Here is a 16,590-nt window from a genome sequence, read left to right as displayed (position 1 = left end):
TTAAACAGCAGTTTTCTTCACTGCCTGTTTATAGTTACCGGTAGCATCGTAATCTCCAGAGAGGAGCAGATTCTGGCGAAATTGCTCCAGTTTGATCTTGAAGCGTTTCCCATCCTCAACAGTCGTAAGCATGGTAAGAGCTTCTAGCATTCCCTGAATATATCCGGTTAGCAGGTAATATCTGCAGGGTTCTTCCGATGGTGAGATATTGGACAGGGTTTCTTCCAGATGTTCCTGACGTTCCCTGAGCCATGCATCCCAGACATCCAGTTCCAAATCAGTCATGGTGTTCCTCCTTTAAATCTGATGATAATCGTCTTTGGTGTGGAGGGGAGAAGTTTCATGCACAAGCATTTTTCTGCTCCAGATCCAAATATGGATTTGTAAATTCAAAAATAATAAGTTCATCCGCATCGAACATGAGCTCCAACTCTTTTAGTGTAGCTGCTGGATATCCGCAATCTCTGAATCGTTCTAATACGTCTGTTTCCGTTTCAAATGGTTCACCGTCTTCCAGCTTTTCTCCGATTATTAAGCCACATGGAGTCAATAGGCTTTCTTCATATAAGCGGACACAATATCGGTCAGGGAAAAATAGGTGTGCTTCATCCGTGTTATAATAAATTCGTTCTCCAGGTTCTATGCTTTGCATCACAAAGGGAACATGATATGCAGCGGCTATCGCCTGATATGCTTCATAAAGTGGAGTCCATGCTGTCTCTAAAGAAAGTAGAATATACGTATCATTCCATTCCATGTAGCTGACATTTCCACGAAGAGATATTCCGGTGGAATCTATTTTCTTGTGGGAAAATAAATTGCCAATCCAGCATAAATCAGGATTCTGGTTCAGAATGATGTAGGTTTCCAGGTCCTCCCACAAGTCATATAGTCCTTCCGGATTTCCTTCTGTATAAAAGATCACATCATCACAGCAGATATTTGCCATTACACATCCACCTCCGTTCCAAAAGTTTCACCCATATTCTGGTTGGAAACCGTAAGGTTTACAGGGGATAAGGTGCCAGAGGCAAGCCATTGTTCGATTGCATCAATTACCTGCTCCAGCGTGTCGTTATAAGCCACATTGCAGTCTTCCAGTCGGAGAAACTGCAGGTATGCTTCATGAAGAAGGCTTGGATCATCACGCAGCGTTTCATATGGAAGGTTGCAGAGTCCGATTCTTTCCTCCAGACGTTCCATGGAGCGGCGGATGAAGTCGCAGGAAATAAATTGTTCCCGGTAGATGTTATAAGCAGCTTCAAGCTGGTCATAGGTCAAAATAAATGAGACTTTCTCGCAAGGATTAGATGGTTGTTCTTTCATGGTAAATTCCTCCATTCATACTATGATTGGCTGGTGGTACGGATTCTCTTTGTTCGGGAGTAAGATGTACCAGTAGTTTCCAGCGCAGGTCGATTTCTCGGTGAATCCAGGTATCATTTTCATAAACTTCATGTGTCAAAAAATTGTAAATTGTCGGTTCTTTTTCTATATCATCCAGATCTGCGACCAGACAAGTTGCCTGATTCACATAGGGCCAGAGTGCCTGTTCGACCATATGGCGTAGTTCCAGTATCAGAGGATATATCTGTCCTACATCATAGGTTTTGGACATGCAGGAGCTGATTTTCTTCAGCATCCCGGAAGTTTGTATCATCTGGTTGATGACGGTACATTGTTCCTCCACATCTGCATCCGGATTCAGGACCAGCCGGTGGAGCAGCACAGATTTTGCATAGGCAGAAGCGGTCAGGTTGATGTTTCTGACCAGTTCTTCATACGGCTGCTTATACTGTGTCTTCAGCACTTCCAGAGGCACATGTTCCCGGTTCTTCTTTAAGGTGGAGAGGAGCCCCGAAAGGCAGCTCTCCAGTTCTTCCATTCTTGTCAAGCACACATCGCCTCCAGCTCCATCGGAACACGGGTGTAGCTGAGACGGTAAATACTGTTGCAGGTCTCAAATACCACACCGTTTTCGGATACTTCCAGAATACTCTGCACCGGACTGGTAGCAAAGGTCTGGTTATAACTATAGATCCACGCCCGTTCTCCCAGATGGAGGGGCAGGGACAGGATTCCGGTGAGGACATATTCTTTCTTTTGGGTGGTGTGTAAGGTTATATTTGTATTCTTCATTGATTTCACGCTCCTTTCCTTACTTAATTTTGTTTGCAATTACGGCAGCGACCAGTTTAGCGCATCCCAATTCCATCTCGGATAAATGCTGTCCGGTTCTGGAACAGAGAAGAAGTGCCAGCGGCTCTCTGTCTTCCCTTAAAATCGGGAAAAAAGCACAAACCGGTTGACGGGTGTTGGATACCGGGTAGACAGGGCAGTTCTCAGCAGAGATCAGTTCCTGGCCGTCCGCAACCAATTCGGCGAGTTCTTCTGTAACGGGAGTGCCTTCCGGAAGATAGATGCCCGCAGATACGAGTATGTGAGCCTCACTGCAAATTGCGATACCACAGTGGATGACACTGTAGAGGACGGAAAGATAGGAAGCCATTTCCTCTTTTCCGTTTAAGTGGGTAGGGCATTTGCGTAAAAGCAGCTCCATTCCCACATTTTCCAGTTCCAGTGCATCTCCGTCTGAGAGCTTCATTTGTTTCCGGATTTCTGCAGGGATGACGATACGCCCCTGAGAGTCCATGGTCCGGATGAGTGCAATATTCATAACTAAAGTCTCCTTTCTTAAAAAGAGGAGAAGCAGTAAAGTACCGCTTCTCTTCTGAAAATTTAGGCAGCGTAAGGCGGAGCCTGTGCTGTCTGTTGCATTTGACTGTTCTGCTGGTCTGCCAGCATCCGTTTTCCGTTATTGATCAGTGATGCAGCAATCACCGTTTCCCAGTTGGAAATATAGGAATCCGTCCGCTTCAGAAGCGTGAACAGATCCATGTCGGTAAGCTGGATGGCTGTCGTCTTTTCGGACTGGAAGCTGCGTGGCTGCATGTAGGAACCACCGTTCTTATTCTGTGCTTTGATGCCTTTCCCATTTACAATCTGGATTTTCCATGGGCTTTTCATAGGCTGCCCTTTGGAATCATAGGGATGTCTGGAGATATAAAACATCTGGGCTGTGGAATAACCGTTCTGATCGGGATTGCCGTAGATCTTGCTCTGGCTCCATTCAAATTCCTGAAAACCGGAAGTGATCCGGGTTAAGAGGAACTGGATCTGTTCCGGTGCCAGGTTGAAACGGGTGATGATATTCCGGTCTCCGGTACCGTTGGAATAATCCTGAATGGTGATGCAGATTAAAGAATGTACTTTATGCCCGTTTTCCTGATATTCCCCTTTGGCATGTAGCTGTGCATAGTTGCCGAGTGGTGCGTAGCGGAGCCGGTCATAAAAGGCAATGAGTGCCCGGTCATTCTGGATCTTGCAGATCTGGTCGGTAATCCGGTTTTGATAAGTTTCATTCATGAGTATTCACCTTCCTTTATTTGAGATGCTGTTTGACAAGCTGTGCCATATTCTTTGGAAGCTCTTCCAGTTTCGTGATATCCAGGAATCCGTCCTTGTAAATCCTGCGGATATTTTCCTTATCGTCACCAATGGCAGCCGCAAACAGGATGACATCCCGTTTTTCGTATTCTTTCTTGATGCCCCGCAGATCTGCCTCTGCTTCCGTTCCGCTGTAGCCGTAATCGGCTGGCTGACCGTCAGAAATCAGGATCAGCAGCTTCTGAAGCTCCGGGCGTGTGCACAAATGCTCTGCTACGAAGCGGAGAGCTGCGCCGTCCCGGTTCCCGTTGCGGTCGCACATATCCATCAGCCGGTAACAGTCCTCATTGTCCACAGAATCAAATTCTGCATAGGAGTAAAGAGCAACGCCGCCTGCATCCGTGGAATGCCCGTAAATGGTGATAGGGATACCGAGGCTTTTACAGAAATCATAAAGGACAATGGCAGTCTTTCTTGCATGTGTCATCCGGTCACCCCAACCCATCGAACCACTCTCGTCAATCAGGAGGGCAACAGCCAGACGTTTTTCCTCTCCTGGAAGTCTGGTTCTGGTAAAGATGGTTCCGTCTGTCTTATAGAGAGCATGGGAGTCCAGACGTTTTCCAAACAGGAGATTCTTCTGCTTTCCGCCTTGCTGTTCTTCTTTCAAAAGCGGCAGGATGGTGCTTTGCAGCTTTTTGGAAGCCCGCAGGAGCGGGGGAGCAACTGTCTGGTATTCATTCTTCAGGTAATCGGAAACACTGGTCAGGCGATGGATGGTAACATGGATGCCTGCATGGGCATTGCCGTAATGAATATCATTGGCTGTTTTCTGCAGTTCCTCGGTCAGTTCCGTCTGACAGTCTTCCTGCACCTTTTCTGCAGCCACATCGTTCAAGATCCGGAACAGATCCTCTGCAGCATGCTCATAGCCGCTGCCCTGATACTGACTGACATAAGTGACGCCGGGGTTGTTTTCATCCAGAATGGTATTGGTCTTTGTAAGAGCGATGCGCCCGCCTTCTTCCGAAAGCACCTGTTTGGCTTCCTCTATAGCATCCTCTTTGGTACGTGGACCGGAAGGAGCATTGCCCTCATCATTCCCGCTTCCTTTTGGGGAAGCTGGTTTGATATTCTTTGGAATGGCACCGCTTTTTCCGGTCGGAAGAGGAGCGCCGCTGCTGACTTCATCCCCTAGAAGATCTTCCAGAGCATCGGCAGCGGAATCCTCGCCATGCATTTCCAATTCCTCCCGTGTTTTTTCGATGAGCGGCTGGATATAGTTCCAGGTCAGGGCTAAGAGCGCATTGGAAACCAGCATCCGGTCAGTGCCTTTTTCCGATTCCATTGCCGTATCCAGAAGATCGGTACAATCGGAAATGGTATCCAGATAATCCCCCTGATAGCCGGTGGGATTGTTGATGTTTCCGGTCCGGCAATAGGAAAGGATCAGGTTGGCAATGATGGAAAATGGCTGGTATTCTTTGTCAATTTGTTCCTGTATGGAAGGAATCTGTTCGGACATACGCAGGTTATTGAGTTCAATCCCCTGTCGGAAGGTGCCGTGGAATTCCTCACACATACGGTCTTCAATATGGATGTCTTCCAGAATGTTTTGAAAAGTTGCGGCGCATCGTGCCAGTGTCAGGCATCCGGCTTTGTCCTTTTCTTCTAACACTTCTTTGATCTCCTCCAGTGCTGTCTGATAAGCTGGAAGGGATAGCTCCGGCTCCTTCGGATAGAAGGAACCGTTTTCCAGACTCCTCAGATGAACAGCGTGGGCTGTGAAATCAGAATAGAGTAAGTGCCCCACTTCATGCCCGGTGAGCCCTGTCAGGCTCTGGGAACGTAAGAAACGGGTGGGGAAAGACTGGGTGATCGGGTTCGCTGCGTTGAGATGTACCTTATAATTGTCGGTATATGCAACGCCTGCCTGTTCGGAAATGTCCCAGTCCAGCAGTACCTGCAGTCCATACCGGTAACGTCCGGTAACGGCTCTGGCAAGGGAGGTCTGGTACTTCTGATAGGCAGCGGAGAGGAATAACTCCTCATCCGCAATGGAATCCTCTTTTGCCCGGATTAGTTTCTTTAAATTTCTTTGGCTGTGATTCACGTGATATTCTTCCTTTCTTTTCTTAGATTTTTTGTCAGCAGTTCCTCCATCGTGCAGCCGTAATACACAGCAAGGCGAAGGACGGCATAAGCCATCGGGGAGGAGTTTGCATTTTCATAATTCATAATGGTTTTCGGGGGAAGATTTAAGATTCTGGCAACTGCCTTTTGTGATAACTTCGGTGTTTTGGCTTGCCGGAGATAAGACAGATTATCTGCCAGATGCTTTCGGATCTGGGCTTCTGTGAGTGCTGCTTTTCTCATAGGCGTGTCCTACGCAGCAAGCACAGTATCCAGACAGCTTTCTTCCACTTCCGTACGGTTCTCAGCATCGGCAGAGGCAGAGGCAAGCACCGTGTAACGGGCCGCTTCCCGGATATCCCCGCAGACCATGTAGGACTGCACCCAGGAAATCAGCTCCCTCATGCCACAGCAGCCATCTGTAATGAGATTTTCCCGGCAGTAGACAGCCATGGATTTGACAATGCGTGTCATCAGACGTACCGTTTTTGCATCCTTGCATCCGGTAACAGCCATGGCACGTTCTACCTGTGTATCCTCATCCGGTTCATCCAGATCAATCACAAGGTTCATTCGGGAAATGACAGACTGGTTCATCTGTTTACAGCCTGCATAGTCATTGTTTGTGGTGATTACGATGGTCGTATCCGGATGACGGTGGATGGTTTCTCCGTTTGGAAGATATACGCTGTTACAGCGGTCTAAAAGGGAGTTAAGTCCAACCAGTACACCGGGATTAGCAATGACCGTAGGCTCCTGTATCTCAAGAATATACCCATAGCGGATGGCTTCGACTAGAGGCGTATCCACATACTGGAAGTTCTGTCCGGAGGTGTGTTCCTTATAATAGCTGTGCATTTCATCAAAAATCGTATCGATCAGCTTCTGGTAGGTGTCCTCGGCAGAAATTTCTTCATCATAGTTTCCGGTCAGCTTCTGATAGGCACCGGAGGGATCTAACTGGATTTCCTGAAAAGACGGGTACTGCCGCTGAAGCCGGGTGCGTTTTCCGTCCACATCCGGAAGAATCTGACCTAAAAGGTCGAATACCTCTGTATTTGCGGAACAGGTAATGCAGCGGTAAGGAAGGTGAAGTGCGGAAGCAATGGCTTTGGCTCCTTCGGTCTTTCCGGTACCTGCCGGTCCCCGTAAAAGAAAATTCCGCATCGGCTGTGTGGTATCCGTTGTCAGTTTTGCGTGTTCGCAGATCCGTTTGATTTCCGGAGGGATGATGTACCACTCTGCCAATGTCGGAACAGATACCTCCTCTTCCGGAGACAGCCTTCGGGATGCGGTCAGGATAAATTTCCCAACAAAATCATCTCTGGAAATGGCTGCCTGTGCTTTCTTAAATCCACTTCCTGGACGTAACACCTGAAAGTCTCCATGGAGCACTTCGGTTGGTGCATAGACCCCCTTCTGGATATTTAACGGTTTGATCAGCGACAATACGCCGTTTGCCGGAAGGTCAATCTTAACACCACCGGTCGGGAGACCTGATGCATAGCGGGTTCTCCGGTAAATGTTGTCGCAGAGAACGGCTGCTGTTTCCGCAGCGGCGTCCAGATCGGGATAACCGTTGTCCCGGTGCGCTTTTAATTCCTGATACTTTTCATTACACTCTTCATCTGCCAGAAAAACCGGCATCAGTGCGAACAGCAGAGCCGCACCGGACTGTTTGGAGTCTTTAAATTCGTATTTTTCCGGTGTGCTTTCCACATCCGGCGGAGGAGTATAGCAGCCTCCGTAAAACTTTCCGTTTAGCTGGTTGTAGACAACCACCTGAAGATCACCGGTTTTGCTCGGATATTCCGCCACAACAAAATTGTTGGATTGGGTACCGACCGCCCCAAGCTTTTCCGGCGGGGTACTGCCAACCGGGTTTTCCAGCTCCAGATAAGCAAGGACTGCCCGCAGGGTAGCTGCATGAAGCGTGGATTTTTTCCGTGGCTGAGTACAGTATTTGGATGCAATGTCATCAAAGATTGCATGGTCCGTATAATCCTCAAATGGTTCCGGGAGTTTGCGTTTGAACCCCCAGGTTGCTACGATGTTATTTGCCATGATTCGTTCCTCCTTCTTATGAGATCCAGGACAGTTCCAGTGCCTGCTCGGTCTCTTCTGTGGTCAATTCATCTTCAGTAAAAATCTCCGTCAATTCGCCCCAGTAATCTTTGGGCGGGAAATGTTCCAGCTTTCCCCGGATTTCCGGTTCAGTGCCGTTCAGAATATAGACATCTCCCTGCTCGTTGATAAACAGCTTTTCATAGCCCCTTGCCTGTAAGTCACCGACCAATTCCATCAGTAGCGGTTTCCCAATCAGGGAATACCATGATTTGGGATTAACGGCTGGTCTGGAATCCGGATTTCCTTCTGACGGTTCCTTTTTATGTAAGGATTCAATGGTCATCATCTGAAGCGTCAGACTGCCACGGGCATCCATGAGAATTTCCGCAAAATTATAACTTCCGGTATTCCGTGTGCGAATCCGTAATGGTTCCCCATCCAGTATCTGGGAGAGCGGTGGTTCTTTCACAAAATCCCATGTGGCATCCGGGAAGGCTTCCTTGAGCTTTCCGGTAATCTGGAATTTGATCTGTCTCCAGAGAATGGTTTCCAGATCAGGTGTTCCTTCCAGATGACGAGTTCTTTCTGGGCGTTTTCGTAGCTTATGCTCCCTGTTTTTCAGGCGTTCCGTGAAAAGCGGGAGAAGATAACTGAACAGCGTGACTCCGATACCGATCAGGGCAATGCCTGCAATCAGAAGCCGGTTGGCATCCTGTGGTACGAAAAGTGCTGCAAGAAACAGTACAAGCACGACAAACTGTAAGAATTTTTTTCGATTTGATTTTTTCATGAGCTGATTCCTTTCTGATTCATGATTCTTAGACAAGCCCGGAAGCTGGATGGGAAATCGCCGCTTCCGGACATGAAAAAGAGGAACTGCATCATCACAAAGATGATAAATGCAATTCCTCAACATAGGGTTCCTTGAGAGTTAATAGGGCAACTGGGATGCCATCTGTTCCGGCACATTTTGAAAGCCGTCAGTTGGCTGACTGCCCGGCATACCTCCGTAATTTGGCATTCCGGTATAACTGCCCTGCGGCGGGTAGCTGCTCTGTGGCTGACCGGTTCCGTTTGGCGGAGCCTGATACTGTCCGCCATTTGCAGGAGGCGTGTAGGCACCGTTAGCAGGAGCCATTCCCTGCTGTGGATAGCCGCCAGGCATTGCCTGATTCTGGTAGCTGCCATTGGGATTTCCCTGCATTGGGTAGCTGCCATTGCCGGCTGCACCGGGCGTTGCCGCACCACCATTCGGCTGGCTGTTCTGGTTTGCACCCGGATGTCCGGTATTGCTGTCAGAACGGTTGGATGGTACAAAGTGCCAGTCCTTGACATTGATCCTCGGACCGGCATTTGCCTGCCCCGCATTCTTTCCTTTCTGATAAATGAACGGATGAAGCTCCAGATCACCATAGATCATCAGCCCGGTTCCTTTCTTTACGCCTGCTTTTGCTAAGCGTTCTGCAAGGAACTTGTTAAAATAGCACTGATAGTAAATGGTTTCTTCCTTTCCATCCTGGCCTCGCTGTGAAACTGCAATGTCCAGAGAAACATATTCCGTACCGGAATTTTTTCCTTGCTGCATCTCAGGATCTCTTGTGGCCCTCCCTAAAATTGTTAAAATTGCTGACATAAAAATTCTCCTTTCTGCCTCTTTGGGCGTTAAAATAGATTAAAATAAAAAAAGTGCCATTATAGCACCGTATAAAACGGCAGTATAATGACACGATTTTCCAAACTTAAACTGCATATGCTTCTGGATGAATGGTCCAGACTCCCATGACGGGACAGCACAAAAACTTAAATACAAGATTATATTAACACAAGATATAGCATATGTCAAAAGAATTAGAACTATATATAGCATATGTAGACGAGGTGGAAGGATAATATCAAAAGAATTTTGGACATAGTTATAAAAGTGCAATATAATATTGTTTAAATCGGAAAATGGAAGGATGAGAAAAATGGAGCAGAAAAACAGAATTCTGATTGTAGAAGACGATACGGATATCAATAATCTTTTATATACGGCATTACAGAAAGCAGGGTATGAGACGGTACAGGCTTTTTCCGGGACGGAAGCGAGGATGCTGTTCCAGATGGATAAGGCGGGCTTTTCTTTGATTCTATTGGATCTGATGCTTCCGGGAATTTCAGGAGAAGAGGTGCTTGCCCAGATTCGGAAACAGGGCAATACGCCGGTTATTGTCCTGACAGCCAAAGACGGATTGGATGAAAAAATCGGGCTTCTTACCAGTGGGGCAGATGATTACATTACAAAACCGTTTGAGATACAGGAGGTGCTTGCCCGGATTCAGGTTCAGCTCCGCCATATGCAGCAGGAGCCGGAACATAAAAGCGTGTCATATAAAAACCTGGAACTGGACCGTGAGCGCTTTGAAGTCCGGATTGCCGGAGTGCTGCTTCCCAAAATTACAAAGCAGGAATTTGCAATTCTGGAGCTTTTACTGGAGCATCCGAAACAGGTCTTCAGCAAAGAAGAGATTTTTGAATATGCGTGGGATGAACACTATATGGGAGAGACAAAGACACTGGATGTACATATCAGCAATATCCGGAAAAAGATAAAAGCAGTAACGCAGGAGGAATATATTGATACCGTATGGGGAATCGGCTACCGTCTGCATTCTTAATCTTTACTCTTTTTTTACTATTTATTTGCGTTTGATTAGGATTTATCCGATATGATAACAGCAGATAAGAAAAGGAGATGAAAGCATTGAGTGAATTGTTATTAAGTACAAATGGATTGACGAAGCAGTATGGTCATCATAAGGCAGTGGATAAAGTAAACCTTCACATAAAAAAGGGTGCTATCTATGGATTTATCGGACGGAACGGTGCGGGAAAGACGACTTGCCTGAAGATGATCAGTGGACTTGCAAGACCGACAGCCGGAGAGATTGAGATGTTCGGGTGTAAAGGAAAAGAACTGGAGAGGATTCGTTCTCGTGTGGGGTGTCTGATTGAAGCACCGGGGCTGTATGGCAACATGAATGCATATACAAACCTGAAAATAAAATGTGAATTGTTTGGTATTCGGAAAAAGGGATACATCGAAGATATCTTAGAGACGGTCGGACTGGAAGGTGTCGGAAAGAAAAAAACGAAACATTTTTCCCTTGGAATGAAGCAGCGTCTCGGAATCGGGCTGGCACTGGTCGGGGAGCCGGATCTCCTGGTCCTTGATGAACCGATCAATGGGCTTGATCCCCAGGGAATTGCAGAGGTGCGTGATACCATACAGAGACTGCGAGATGAACGGAATATGACGATTTTGATATCCAGTCATATTTTAGAGGAATTATCTAAGATTGCAACGGATTATGGAATTATCCATAATGGAAGTCTTCTGCAGGAGCTGACAAGCGAAGAACTGATGAAACGCTGCAGTGAACGGATTGAAATAGAGTTAATCCATCCGGAGCAGGCAGTCCCGATTCTGGACAGAATGGGATTTACCAACTATCAGGTTACAGATAAGAGCCATATCCATATATTTGAACGATTGAATGAAAGCGCCAATGTCAATATGGAACTGGCAAAAGCAGGAATTTTGGTCAATGGAATTTCCATTACCAGTGAAGAACTGGAAACCTATTTCTTGAATCTGACAGGAGGGAATCAAAATGCTTAATATGATAAAAATGGATCTGTACCGGATGGTCCGGACAAAAAGTATGTATGTGGTATGGATTGTGATGGCGGCAGCTATATTCTTCTCCACATCCATGTCGAAACTGGATATTGATACGATGAACAAGGAAGCGGAACAACAGCAGACAGAAAACATTGCAGAAACAGTGAAACCAGAAACCATCAATATGGGAATGTCCGTATTCCTGCCGACACAGCCGGGAGAAAAAGTAACGGTCTTTGATCAGGTATATGCAAACCTGCAGGCGAAGTTTGAGGCGTTGTTTCTGGTGATTTTTACAGTGCTGTTTTCCAGTGCAGATATAGGAAGCGGTTATATTAAAAATATCGGCGGGCAGGTAAGGAGCCGGAGAAACCTGATCTTTTCCAAAGCTTCCGTGTTGTTTGTGTATACGACTGTTACCATGCTGCTTTATTTCATCATTCAGATTATTGCACAGCAGATGTACTTCGGATATCTGGAGTGGGGGAATGGAAGCGAGTTGCTGAGATACTTTGGTATTCAGATTTTGCTTCATTATGCACTGGTACTAATCAGTATGGCGATTGCGGTGGTTTTGAACAGCAACGTGTTCAGCATGACGATTGTTATCTGCCTGTGCATGAATACCATGATTGTCTTATACGGAGTGATCAATCATTTGATCCAGAAGGCAGGTGTGGAGAATTTCCAGATTTTGAAATATACAGTGACAGGAAAGATTGCACTTTTATCCATGTCACCGACCAATAAGGAATGCCTGACGGCAGTTGTGATTGCGGCGGCGTTCGGAATCGTGGTTACATTACTGACAGCATGGGTATTCAGAAAGAGAGATATCTAAATGATAAAACTAGGGTTCGTGCTATTGATAGCAGTGATACTGGTACAAGGAATGTTATTTTGGAAATACCAGCGGCAGGTGAAAGACATCTGCCGCCAGTTGTCGTTTCTGATGAAGCACGACAGCAACATGCTGATTACCAGAGAAATGGATTTTGGAGGCATTGGTGAGTTGGCAGATGTTTTAAACGAATGGCTGGAACTGAAGCGAAGGGAAAAGAAGGAATACTTGAAGAAAGAGGAGATGATTTCGGATACATATACAAATCTCTCACATGATATCCGTACTCCTTTGACATCCCTTGACGGATATTTTCAGTTAATGGAAACCTGTGAAGACCAGGAAGAGCAGAGACGGTATATGAAGATCATACAGGAGAGAATCGGCAGCCTGAAAGAAATGCTGGAAGAATTATTTACTTTTACAAAACTTAAAAACGATTCTTTTCATCTGGAAATGTCATCCTGCTGTATCAACAAGATTTTGAAAGATACCATATTTTCCTACTACGATGAATGGACGGGCAGAGGAATTGAACCGGAGATACAGATTACAGATAAACTGCTGTTTATGAACGGAAATGAACAGGGAATCCAGAGAATTTTTCAGAATATCATAAAAAACGGACTGGATCACGGGGAGAAGAAAATCAGTATTTCACTGGAAGAAGTTGAAAACAACATCCGGATACAGATAAAAAATCAAGTATGTCATGTGGAAAAAATAAATGTAGATCAGGTGTTTGAACGGTTTTATAAAGCGGATGAAGCACGCAGTAAGACTTCCAGCGGTCTCGGCTTATCAATTGCGAAAGAGCTGGTACTTCGTATGGATGGGAAAATCAGCGCCCGGATAGAAGGGAATGAGTTCTGTGTGGAGATTGTGTTTCCAAAATAAAAGGAAAAATTTATATTAAAGCAAGTGAAAATGGGGAATGACTTTATATAGGTTTCATGGTAGAATTACAGTAGAAAGAGAAGAGTCACTCAGTCATTTGTTGTATGAAAGGATGAGTATAATGTATAAAGTAGAACTTAAATTTGATACAAGCAAGCTCGCTCCGGAAACGGTAAATCAGATGTGTGAACAGGCAGATCAGATTTTTGAGCAGGAGGATTTAAGCTGTGCAGTCAAAGCCCTTGGAAGCAGGATTTATCTTGACCGGGGACGCAAGCAGGACTATGGAAGATTCTGGGCAGCAATCTTTCAGTTGAAAAACTCCGTAGGAATTGCAGAGAATTTGTTAGAGTGTTTCTGGTATAACGGAACAGAAAAGGAGAACCTGATTACAGACTTTATAAGGAACTAACAGATGGACAGCTTACAGAGGAAAGGCATCAATTTTGACCTGAATACACAAGCACTAAAGGAATATTATCCGAAAGGTGACTGGCATAATGCATATGCGGATGTAAGGGACTTTTTTGAAGCAAACGGATTTGAGCATATTCAGGGATCGGGATATCATTCGGTGGAAGCAATGTCAGAAGCAAAAGCCATGGCAGTTATTTATCAGATGACAAAAGAATTTCCATGGCTCAATTATTGTGTGAATGTGTGTACCATATCAGATGTACCGGAACTGTTTGATATCTCGCATGTATTTGCCAGAGAAGCGGAACGGTTGGAAAAGAAAAATGCATGATTTGACAAATTATTTCCAATATGTTATATTCATCTCAAGCAAAAAAGGGAGTAGCTGAACGCCTTGAAAGAGGTGGTTTTGTAACCGACAACCGGTATCGAGAGATACCCGTAGCAAATGAGATAGCAAGACTTTTATTGTGGCAGAGGTCATGATAGGAGTCTTTTTTTATTATGAAATATAGAAAATCTGCCGCAATAGTCTGCTAAAAAGAAAGAGAGGATAAACGATGAGTAACGAAATGATGAAACGGGAAATGCAGGAAGCAGTACAGGCAGGGGAGCGGGCGCTTCAGAGCCTTTACGCAGCAAGGGATAAGTTGGGAAGTGCGAGAAACTGGGGCATTTTTGATATGCTTGGAGGAGGCTTTATCAGTGACTTTGTGAAGCATTCTAAAATGAATGACGCAGCTGCGTTGATGGAACAGGCGAAAAGCGATATTCAGCGTTTTCAGAGAGAATTAAGAGATGTGCAGGTTTCCTTGGATCTGCGCATGGAAATCGGCAGCTTCCTTTCCTTTGCGGATTTCTTTCTGGACGGGCTGGTGGCAGATTATATGGTGCAGAGCAAGATTGCAGATGCAAGAGAACAGGTGGATGATGCCATCAACCGGATAGAAAAGATACTTGCTGATGTGAAAAATCGGATGAATGGGGAGGTGTAGCATATGGGATGCCTGGGAAATGTGTTGTGGTTTGTGTTTGGCGGCGCAGTCAGTGGGCTGAGCTGGTGTCTGGCAGGTTGTCTCTGGTGTATTACCGTTGTGGGGATTCCGGTGGGGATGCAGTGTTTTAAATTTGCGGCGCTTAGTTTTTTCCCCTTTGGAAAAGAGGTGCAGTATGGTGGCGGAGCTGGTTCGTTCCTTTTGAATATCATCTGGCTGATTGTATCCGGTCTGCCTCTTGCACTGGAGCATCTGGCGTTGGGTACAGCTTTATGTGTGACGATTATCGGAATCCCGTTTGGTTTACAGCAGTTTAAACTGGCGAAACTGGCATTGATGCCGTTTGGTGCGGAGGTGTATTAAGATGCGATTATTTGATAAAAGGACACCGCTTCAGAAGGAGTGGGAAAAGCTGGAAGTACAGGAGCAGAGATTCCTTCAGAAGCGTTCAGAGAAAAGGGAGAGCATTCTGAATCAGAAACTGGAGGAAAAGATACCGCCGAAACTTCAGAAAACATTGGATACCGCTTTTGCGAAGGCATTTGCTCTGATTTTCGAGAAAGGAACCGGGGTTATTGAAAAGACGTATCAGCGGACAAAACTGGAGCAGGATTATCAGGTGCGGCAGTATATGGCGGATGTAAAGCAGAATTCCAAATCCCTCCGCTCTTTTTCTAAAAAGGCAAGAGATACGGGAACAAAGAATTTACTGCTATCCGGTGTGTCTGGAATCGGGATGGGCGTATTGGGAATCGGTCTGCCGGATATTCCGGTATTTACAGGGATGATTTTAAAGAATATTTATGAGACTGCTCTGCAGTATGGATACAGCTATGAAAGCAGGGAAGAAAAATATTTTATCTTATTATTGATCCGGGGAGCAGTATCCTATGGGGATACACTTTGTGAGATTGACGGGAAAGTAAATGAATTTATCAGAAACGGAATACTGCCGGAAGAGTATCAGGATAAGGAGCAGATCGAACAAACGGCGGGAGCTTTGTCAAAAGAGCTTCTGTATATGAAGTTCTTACAGGGAATTCCGGTGGTTGGTGCTGTAGGCGGAGCTTATGATGCAGTCTACATGAAACGGATCACAGAGTATGCAGAGCTGAAATACCGGCACAGGTATCTGGCGGGGCGGAAAAAGGCAGAGAATGGACAATTATGTAAAAGGTGTAAAAGTTATAGAGATATATGATGCCGCAAATAAGGAATTGCTGGTAAAGTATGATGATAAGCATAATATAGACAAGGTTATTTCTGCTTTAAATATAAAATCATGGAAAGAGACAGAAAAAAGCATAGGTATGAACCCTAAATATACCATAAAATTTTATTGCGATACTACGAACCAAGATGAAGAAAAAGATATAAAAGAAATTACCCTTTATGAAAATGGGGAATATGCTACGATTTTTATTACTTCTCCTGGCGGAGTAAAACAAAACTATAAAACGAGCATTGATATTTCTGAATTGGTTATCTAATAATATTTGTGTAATGAGAATGAAAATCTAATTCTTTCAAGTTTAACTAAGACATTCCCGGAGCAAATGCTCATGGCATTGAAGCGGATACAAACACTATTGTTTGATAGAAATAAGAGAGGTTATTTATAATAAAATGAGCCGCCAGAACTGTAGGGGTGATGCAGTACGGGCGGCTCATTTTCTATCTAAACGGATGTATCCGGAAGTTCCGGCAGTTGATCGGTGAGTTCTTCATATCCGAGAATATCTCCGGCACATGGCATCGATTGCCCTGTTCCCTGCTGTGGTTTCCGGAAGTACAGCCGATACCGATGTCCCTCTAGGAGTTTGATATTCTTTTCCAGTGAGAAGGCGTATTCCTTTCCGTTATCACTGGCAAACCAATATTGCTGGTTTTTCCCGAAGAGTGTCTGTTCCCGTTTCGTGCAGCTTACGTCCAGTGACAGATAAGCATGTGTATGGATCAGGTGGTAGAAACTGAGTGCACGCAAGATGCTGCAGATTCCGATGAGGAGGCTCATGAGGATAAAGAGCCGGTCATGGGTGGCGATCCCGAAGATGCACCCAAAAAGTACACAGAAAAAGCCGATTGCACTGATGGCAACCAGCTTTGTGAAAAATGGTTTTGGCATAAGG

The 16,590-nt window shown here is 45.5% G+C and carries 23 protein-coding genes; 10 read left to right on the top strand and 13 right to left on the bottom strand.

Going from position 1 to position 16,590, the window contains the following annotated elements:
• From EAI83_RS11280 to EAI83_RS11225, 12 genes are all read right to left on the bottom strand, one after another.
• Positions 1 to 285, bottom strand: coding sequence for a hypothetical protein (locus EAI83_RS11280; RefSeq protein ID WP_005333456.1), 285 nt, complete (start codon positions 283 to 285; stop codon positions 1 to 3).
• 55 nt (positions 286 to 340) lie between these two features.
• Positions 341 to 949, bottom strand: coding sequence for a hypothetical protein (locus EAI83_RS11275; RefSeq protein WP_005333458.1), 609 nt, complete (start codon positions 947 to 949; stop codon positions 341 to 343).
• A complete protein-coding gene (locus EAI83_RS11270) occupies positions 949 to 1,326 on the bottom strand; it encodes a hypothetical protein (RefSeq protein WP_005333460.1) in 378 nt (125 codons plus the stop codon). Before EAI83_RS11270 ends, EAI83_RS11275 begins: the two co-directional genes overlap by 1 nt.
• The gene (locus EAI83_RS11265; RefSeq protein ID WP_005333462.1) at positions 1,307 to 1,885 is read right to left on the bottom strand and encodes a hypothetical protein; all 579 of its coding nucleotides are present in this window, start codon (positions 1,883 to 1,885) and stop codon (positions 1,307 to 1,309) included. Before EAI83_RS11265 ends, EAI83_RS11270 begins: the two co-directional genes overlap by 20 nt.
• A 5-nt stretch (positions 1,886 to 1,890) precedes the next feature.
• Entirely contained in the window at positions 1,891 to 2,139 is a 249-nt protein-coding gene (locus EAI83_RS11260) for a hypothetical protein (RefSeq protein ID WP_005333464.1), read from the bottom strand.
• 19 nt (positions 2,140 to 2,158) lie between these two features.
• Positions 2,159 to 2,677 (bottom strand): AbrB/MazE/SpoVT family DNA-binding domain-containing protein, encoded by a 519-nt coding sequence (locus EAI83_RS11255; RefSeq protein WP_005333466.1) that lies wholly within the window; start codon positions 2,675 to 2,677, stop codon positions 2,159 to 2,161.
• A gap of 62 nt (positions 2,678 to 2,739) precedes the next feature.
• Positions 2,740 to 3,426, bottom strand: coding sequence for a hypothetical protein (locus EAI83_RS11250; protein ID WP_005333468.1), 687 nt, complete (start codon positions 3,424 to 3,426; stop codon positions 2,740 to 2,742).
• A gap of 16 nt (positions 3,427 to 3,442) precedes the next feature.
• Positions 3,443 to 5,560, bottom strand: a complete 2,118-nt coding sequence (locus EAI83_RS11245) for a vWA domain-containing protein (RefSeq protein ID WP_005333469.1) — start codon at positions 5,558 to 5,560, stop codon at positions 3,443 to 3,445.
• Positions 5,557 to 5,823 carry a helix-turn-helix domain-containing protein gene (locus EAI83_RS11240; protein WP_005333471.1) on the bottom strand — a complete coding sequence of 89 codons (267 nt, stop codon included), beginning with the start codon at positions 5,821 to 5,823 and terminating at the stop codon, positions 5,557 to 5,559. The genes EAI83_RS11245 and EAI83_RS11240 overlap by 4 nt, the downstream gene beginning before the upstream one ends.
• A 9-nt stretch (positions 5,824 to 5,832) precedes the next feature.
• Positions 5,833 to 7,644 (bottom strand): AAA family ATPase, encoded by a 1,812-nt coding sequence (locus tag EAI83_RS11235; protein ID WP_005333473.1) that lies wholly within the window; start codon positions 7,642 to 7,644, stop codon positions 5,833 to 5,835.
• 16 nt (positions 7,645 to 7,660) lie between these two features.
• On the bottom strand, positions 7,661 to 8,437 hold the full coding sequence (locus EAI83_RS11230) for a hypothetical protein (protein ID WP_243113486.1): 777 nt from the start codon (positions 8,435 to 8,437) through the stop codon (positions 7,661 to 7,663).
• 141 nt (positions 8,438 to 8,578) lie between these two features.
• Entirely contained in the window at positions 8,579 to 9,280 is a 702-nt protein-coding gene (locus tag EAI83_RS11225; protein ID WP_005333477.1) for a single-stranded DNA-binding protein, read from the bottom strand.
• A gap of 325 nt (positions 9,281 to 9,605) precedes the next feature.
• Between EAI83_RS11225 and EAI83_RS11215 the strand changes: the two genes are divergently transcribed.
• The 10 genes from EAI83_RS11215 (at position 9,606) to EAI83_RS11170 (ending at position 15,951) form a co-directional block, all read left to right on the top strand.
• Positions 9,606 to 10,304 carry a response regulator transcription factor gene (locus tag EAI83_RS11215; RefSeq protein WP_005333481.1) on the top strand — a complete coding sequence of 233 codons (699 nt, stop codon included), beginning with the start codon at positions 9,606 to 9,608 and terminating at the stop codon, positions 10,302 to 10,304.
• Positions 10,305 to 10,381: 77 nt separating this feature from the next.
• Positions 10,382 to 11,308, top strand: coding sequence for an ABC transporter ATP-binding protein (locus EAI83_RS11210; RefSeq protein ID WP_008373911.1), 927 nt, complete (start codon positions 10,382 to 10,384; stop codon positions 11,306 to 11,308).
• Entirely contained in the window at positions 11,301 to 12,152 is an 852-nt protein-coding gene (locus EAI83_RS11205) for an ABC transporter permease (RefSeq protein ID WP_129975399.1), read from the top strand. Before EAI83_RS11210 ends, EAI83_RS11205 begins: the two co-directional genes overlap by 8 nt.
• A complete protein-coding gene (locus EAI83_RS11200; RefSeq protein WP_005333486.1) occupies positions 12,153 to 13,049 on the top strand; it encodes a sensor histidine kinase in 897 nt (298 codons plus the stop codon). It begins immediately after the preceding gene.
• A gap of 121 nt (positions 13,050 to 13,170) precedes the next feature.
• The gene (locus EAI83_RS11195) at positions 13,171 to 13,461 is read left to right on the top strand and encodes a hypothetical protein (RefSeq protein ID WP_022415108.1); all 291 of its coding nucleotides are present in this window, start codon (positions 13,171 to 13,173) and stop codon (positions 13,459 to 13,461) included.
• A gap of 3 nt (positions 13,462 to 13,464) precedes the next feature.
• Positions 13,465 to 13,797, top strand: coding sequence for a hypothetical protein (locus EAI83_RS11190; protein ID WP_005333489.1), 333 nt, complete (start codon positions 13,465 to 13,467; stop codon positions 13,795 to 13,797).
• 229 nt (positions 13,798 to 14,026) lie between these two features.
• Positions 14,027 to 14,461 (top strand): hypothetical protein, encoded by a 435-nt coding sequence (locus EAI83_RS11185; protein WP_005333491.1) that lies wholly within the window; start codon positions 14,027 to 14,029, stop codon positions 14,459 to 14,461.
• 3 nt (positions 14,462 to 14,464) lie between these two features.
• A complete protein-coding gene (locus tag EAI83_RS11180) occupies positions 14,465 to 14,824 on the top strand; it encodes a YccF domain-containing protein (RefSeq protein WP_005333494.1) in 360 nt (119 codons plus the stop codon).
• A 1-nt stretch (position 14,825) separates the two neighbouring features.
• On the top strand, positions 14,826 to 15,662 hold the full coding sequence (locus EAI83_RS11175) for an EcsC family protein (protein WP_005333496.1): 837 nt from the start codon (positions 14,826 to 14,828) through the stop codon (positions 15,660 to 15,662).
• Positions 15,619 to 15,951 carry a DUF5301 domain-containing protein gene (locus EAI83_RS11170; RefSeq protein WP_005333498.1) on the top strand — a complete coding sequence of 111 codons (333 nt, stop codon included), beginning with the start codon at positions 15,619 to 15,621 and terminating at the stop codon, positions 15,949 to 15,951. The genes EAI83_RS11175 and EAI83_RS11170 overlap by 44 nt, the downstream gene beginning before the upstream one ends.
• 188 nt (positions 15,952 to 16,139) lie before the next feature.
• Here EAI83_RS11170 and EAI83_RS11165 read toward each other — a convergent pair whose 3' ends face one another.
• A complete protein-coding gene (locus EAI83_RS11165) occupies positions 16,140 to 16,586 on the bottom strand; it encodes a hypothetical protein (RefSeq protein WP_005333500.1) in 447 nt (148 codons plus the stop codon).
• Positions 16,587 to 16,590 lie beyond the last annotated feature (4 nt).

It is taken from the genome of Blautia sp. aa_0143 (genome assembly GCF_004167315.1).
Classification (GTDB): domain Bacteria; phylum Bacillota; class Clostridia; order Lachnospirales; family Lachnospiraceae; genus Blautia_A; species Blautia_A fusiformis.
Note: the sequence above shows the minus strand (reverse complement) of the source record. Positions and strands in the feature narration are given on the sequence as shown.

What these genes read in the sequence shown, in the direction of transcription:
- EAI83_RS11280 (WP_005333456.1), bottom strand. Translation starts at nt 285, where the DNA reads ATGACTGATTTGGAACTGGATGTCTGGGATGCATGGCTCAGGGAACGT.
- EAI83_RS11275 (WP_005333458.1), bottom strand. Translation starts at nt 949, where the DNA reads ATGGCAAATATCTGCTGTGATGATGTGATCTTTTATACAGAAGGAAAT.
- EAI83_RS11270 (WP_005333460.1), bottom strand. Translation starts at nt 1,326, where the DNA reads ATGAAAGAACAACCATCTAATCCTTGCGAGAAAGTCTCATTTATTTTG.
- EAI83_RS11265 (WP_005333462.1), bottom strand. Translation starts at nt 1,885, where the DNA reads ATGGAAGAACTGGAGAGCTGCCTTTCGGGGCTCCTCTCCACCTTAAAG.
- EAI83_RS11260 (WP_005333464.1), bottom strand. Translation starts at nt 2,139, where the DNA reads ATGAAGAATACAAATATAACCTTACACACCACCCAAAAGAAAGAATAT.
- EAI83_RS11255 (WP_005333466.1), bottom strand. Translation starts at nt 2,677, where the DNA reads ATGAATATTGCACTCATCCGGACCATGGACTCTCAGGGGCGTATCGTC.
- EAI83_RS11250 (WP_005333468.1), bottom strand. Translation starts at nt 3,426, where the DNA reads ATGAATGAAACTTATCAAAACCGGATTACCGACCAGATCTGCAAGATC.
- EAI83_RS11240 (WP_005333471.1), bottom strand. Translation starts at nt 5,823, where the DNA reads ATGAGAAAAGCAGCACTCACAGAAGCCCAGATCCGAAAGCATCTGGCA.
- EAI83_RS11235 (WP_005333473.1), bottom strand. Translation starts at nt 7,644, where the DNA reads ATGGCAAATAACATCGTAGCAACCTGGGGGTTCAAACGCAAACTCCCG.
- EAI83_RS11230 (WP_243113486.1), bottom strand. Translation starts at nt 8,437, where the DNA reads ATGAAAAAATCAAATCGAAAAAAATTCTTACAGTTTGTCGTGCTTGTA.
- EAI83_RS11225 (WP_005333477.1), bottom strand. Translation starts at nt 9,280, where the DNA reads ATGTCAGCAATTTTAACAATTTTAGGGAGGGCCACAAGAGATCCTGAG.
- EAI83_RS11215 (WP_005333481.1), top strand. Translation starts at nt 9,606, where the DNA reads ATGAGAAAAATGGAGCAGAAAAACAGAATTCTGATTGTAGAAGACGAT.
- EAI83_RS11210 (WP_008373911.1), top strand. Translation starts at nt 10,382, where the DNA reads ATGAAAGCATTGAGTGAATTGTTATTAAGTACAAATGGATTGACGAAG.
- EAI83_RS11205 (WP_129975399.1), top strand. Translation starts at nt 11,301, where the DNA reads ATGCTTAATATGATAAAAATGGATCTGTACCGGATGGTCCGGACAAAA.
- EAI83_RS11200 (WP_005333486.1), top strand. Translation starts at nt 12,153, where the DNA reads ATGATAAAACTAGGGTTCGTGCTATTGATAGCAGTGATACTGGTACAA.
- EAI83_RS11195 (WP_022415108.1), top strand. Translation starts at nt 13,171, where the DNA reads ATGTATAAAGTAGAACTTAAATTTGATACAAGCAAGCTCGCTCCGGAA.
- EAI83_RS11190 (WP_005333489.1), top strand. Translation starts at nt 13,465, where the DNA reads ATGGACAGCTTACAGAGGAAAGGCATCAATTTTGACCTGAATACACAA.
- EAI83_RS11185 (WP_005333491.1), top strand. Translation starts at nt 14,027, where the DNA reads ATGAGTAACGAAATGATGAAACGGGAAATGCAGGAAGCAGTACAGGCA.
- EAI83_RS11180 (WP_005333494.1), top strand. Translation starts at nt 14,465, where the DNA reads ATGGGATGCCTGGGAAATGTGTTGTGGTTTGTGTTTGGCGGCGCAGTC.
- EAI83_RS11175 (WP_005333496.1), top strand. Translation starts at nt 14,826, where the DNA reads ATGCGATTATTTGATAAAAGGACACCGCTTCAGAAGGAGTGGGAAAAG.
- EAI83_RS11170 (WP_005333498.1), top strand. Translation starts at nt 15,619, where the DNA reads ATGGACAATTATGTAAAAGGTGTAAAAGTTATAGAGATATATGATGCC.
- EAI83_RS11165 (WP_005333500.1), bottom strand. Translation starts at nt 16,586, where the DNA reads ATGCCAAAACCATTTTTCACAAAGCTGGTTGCCATCAGTGCAATCGGC.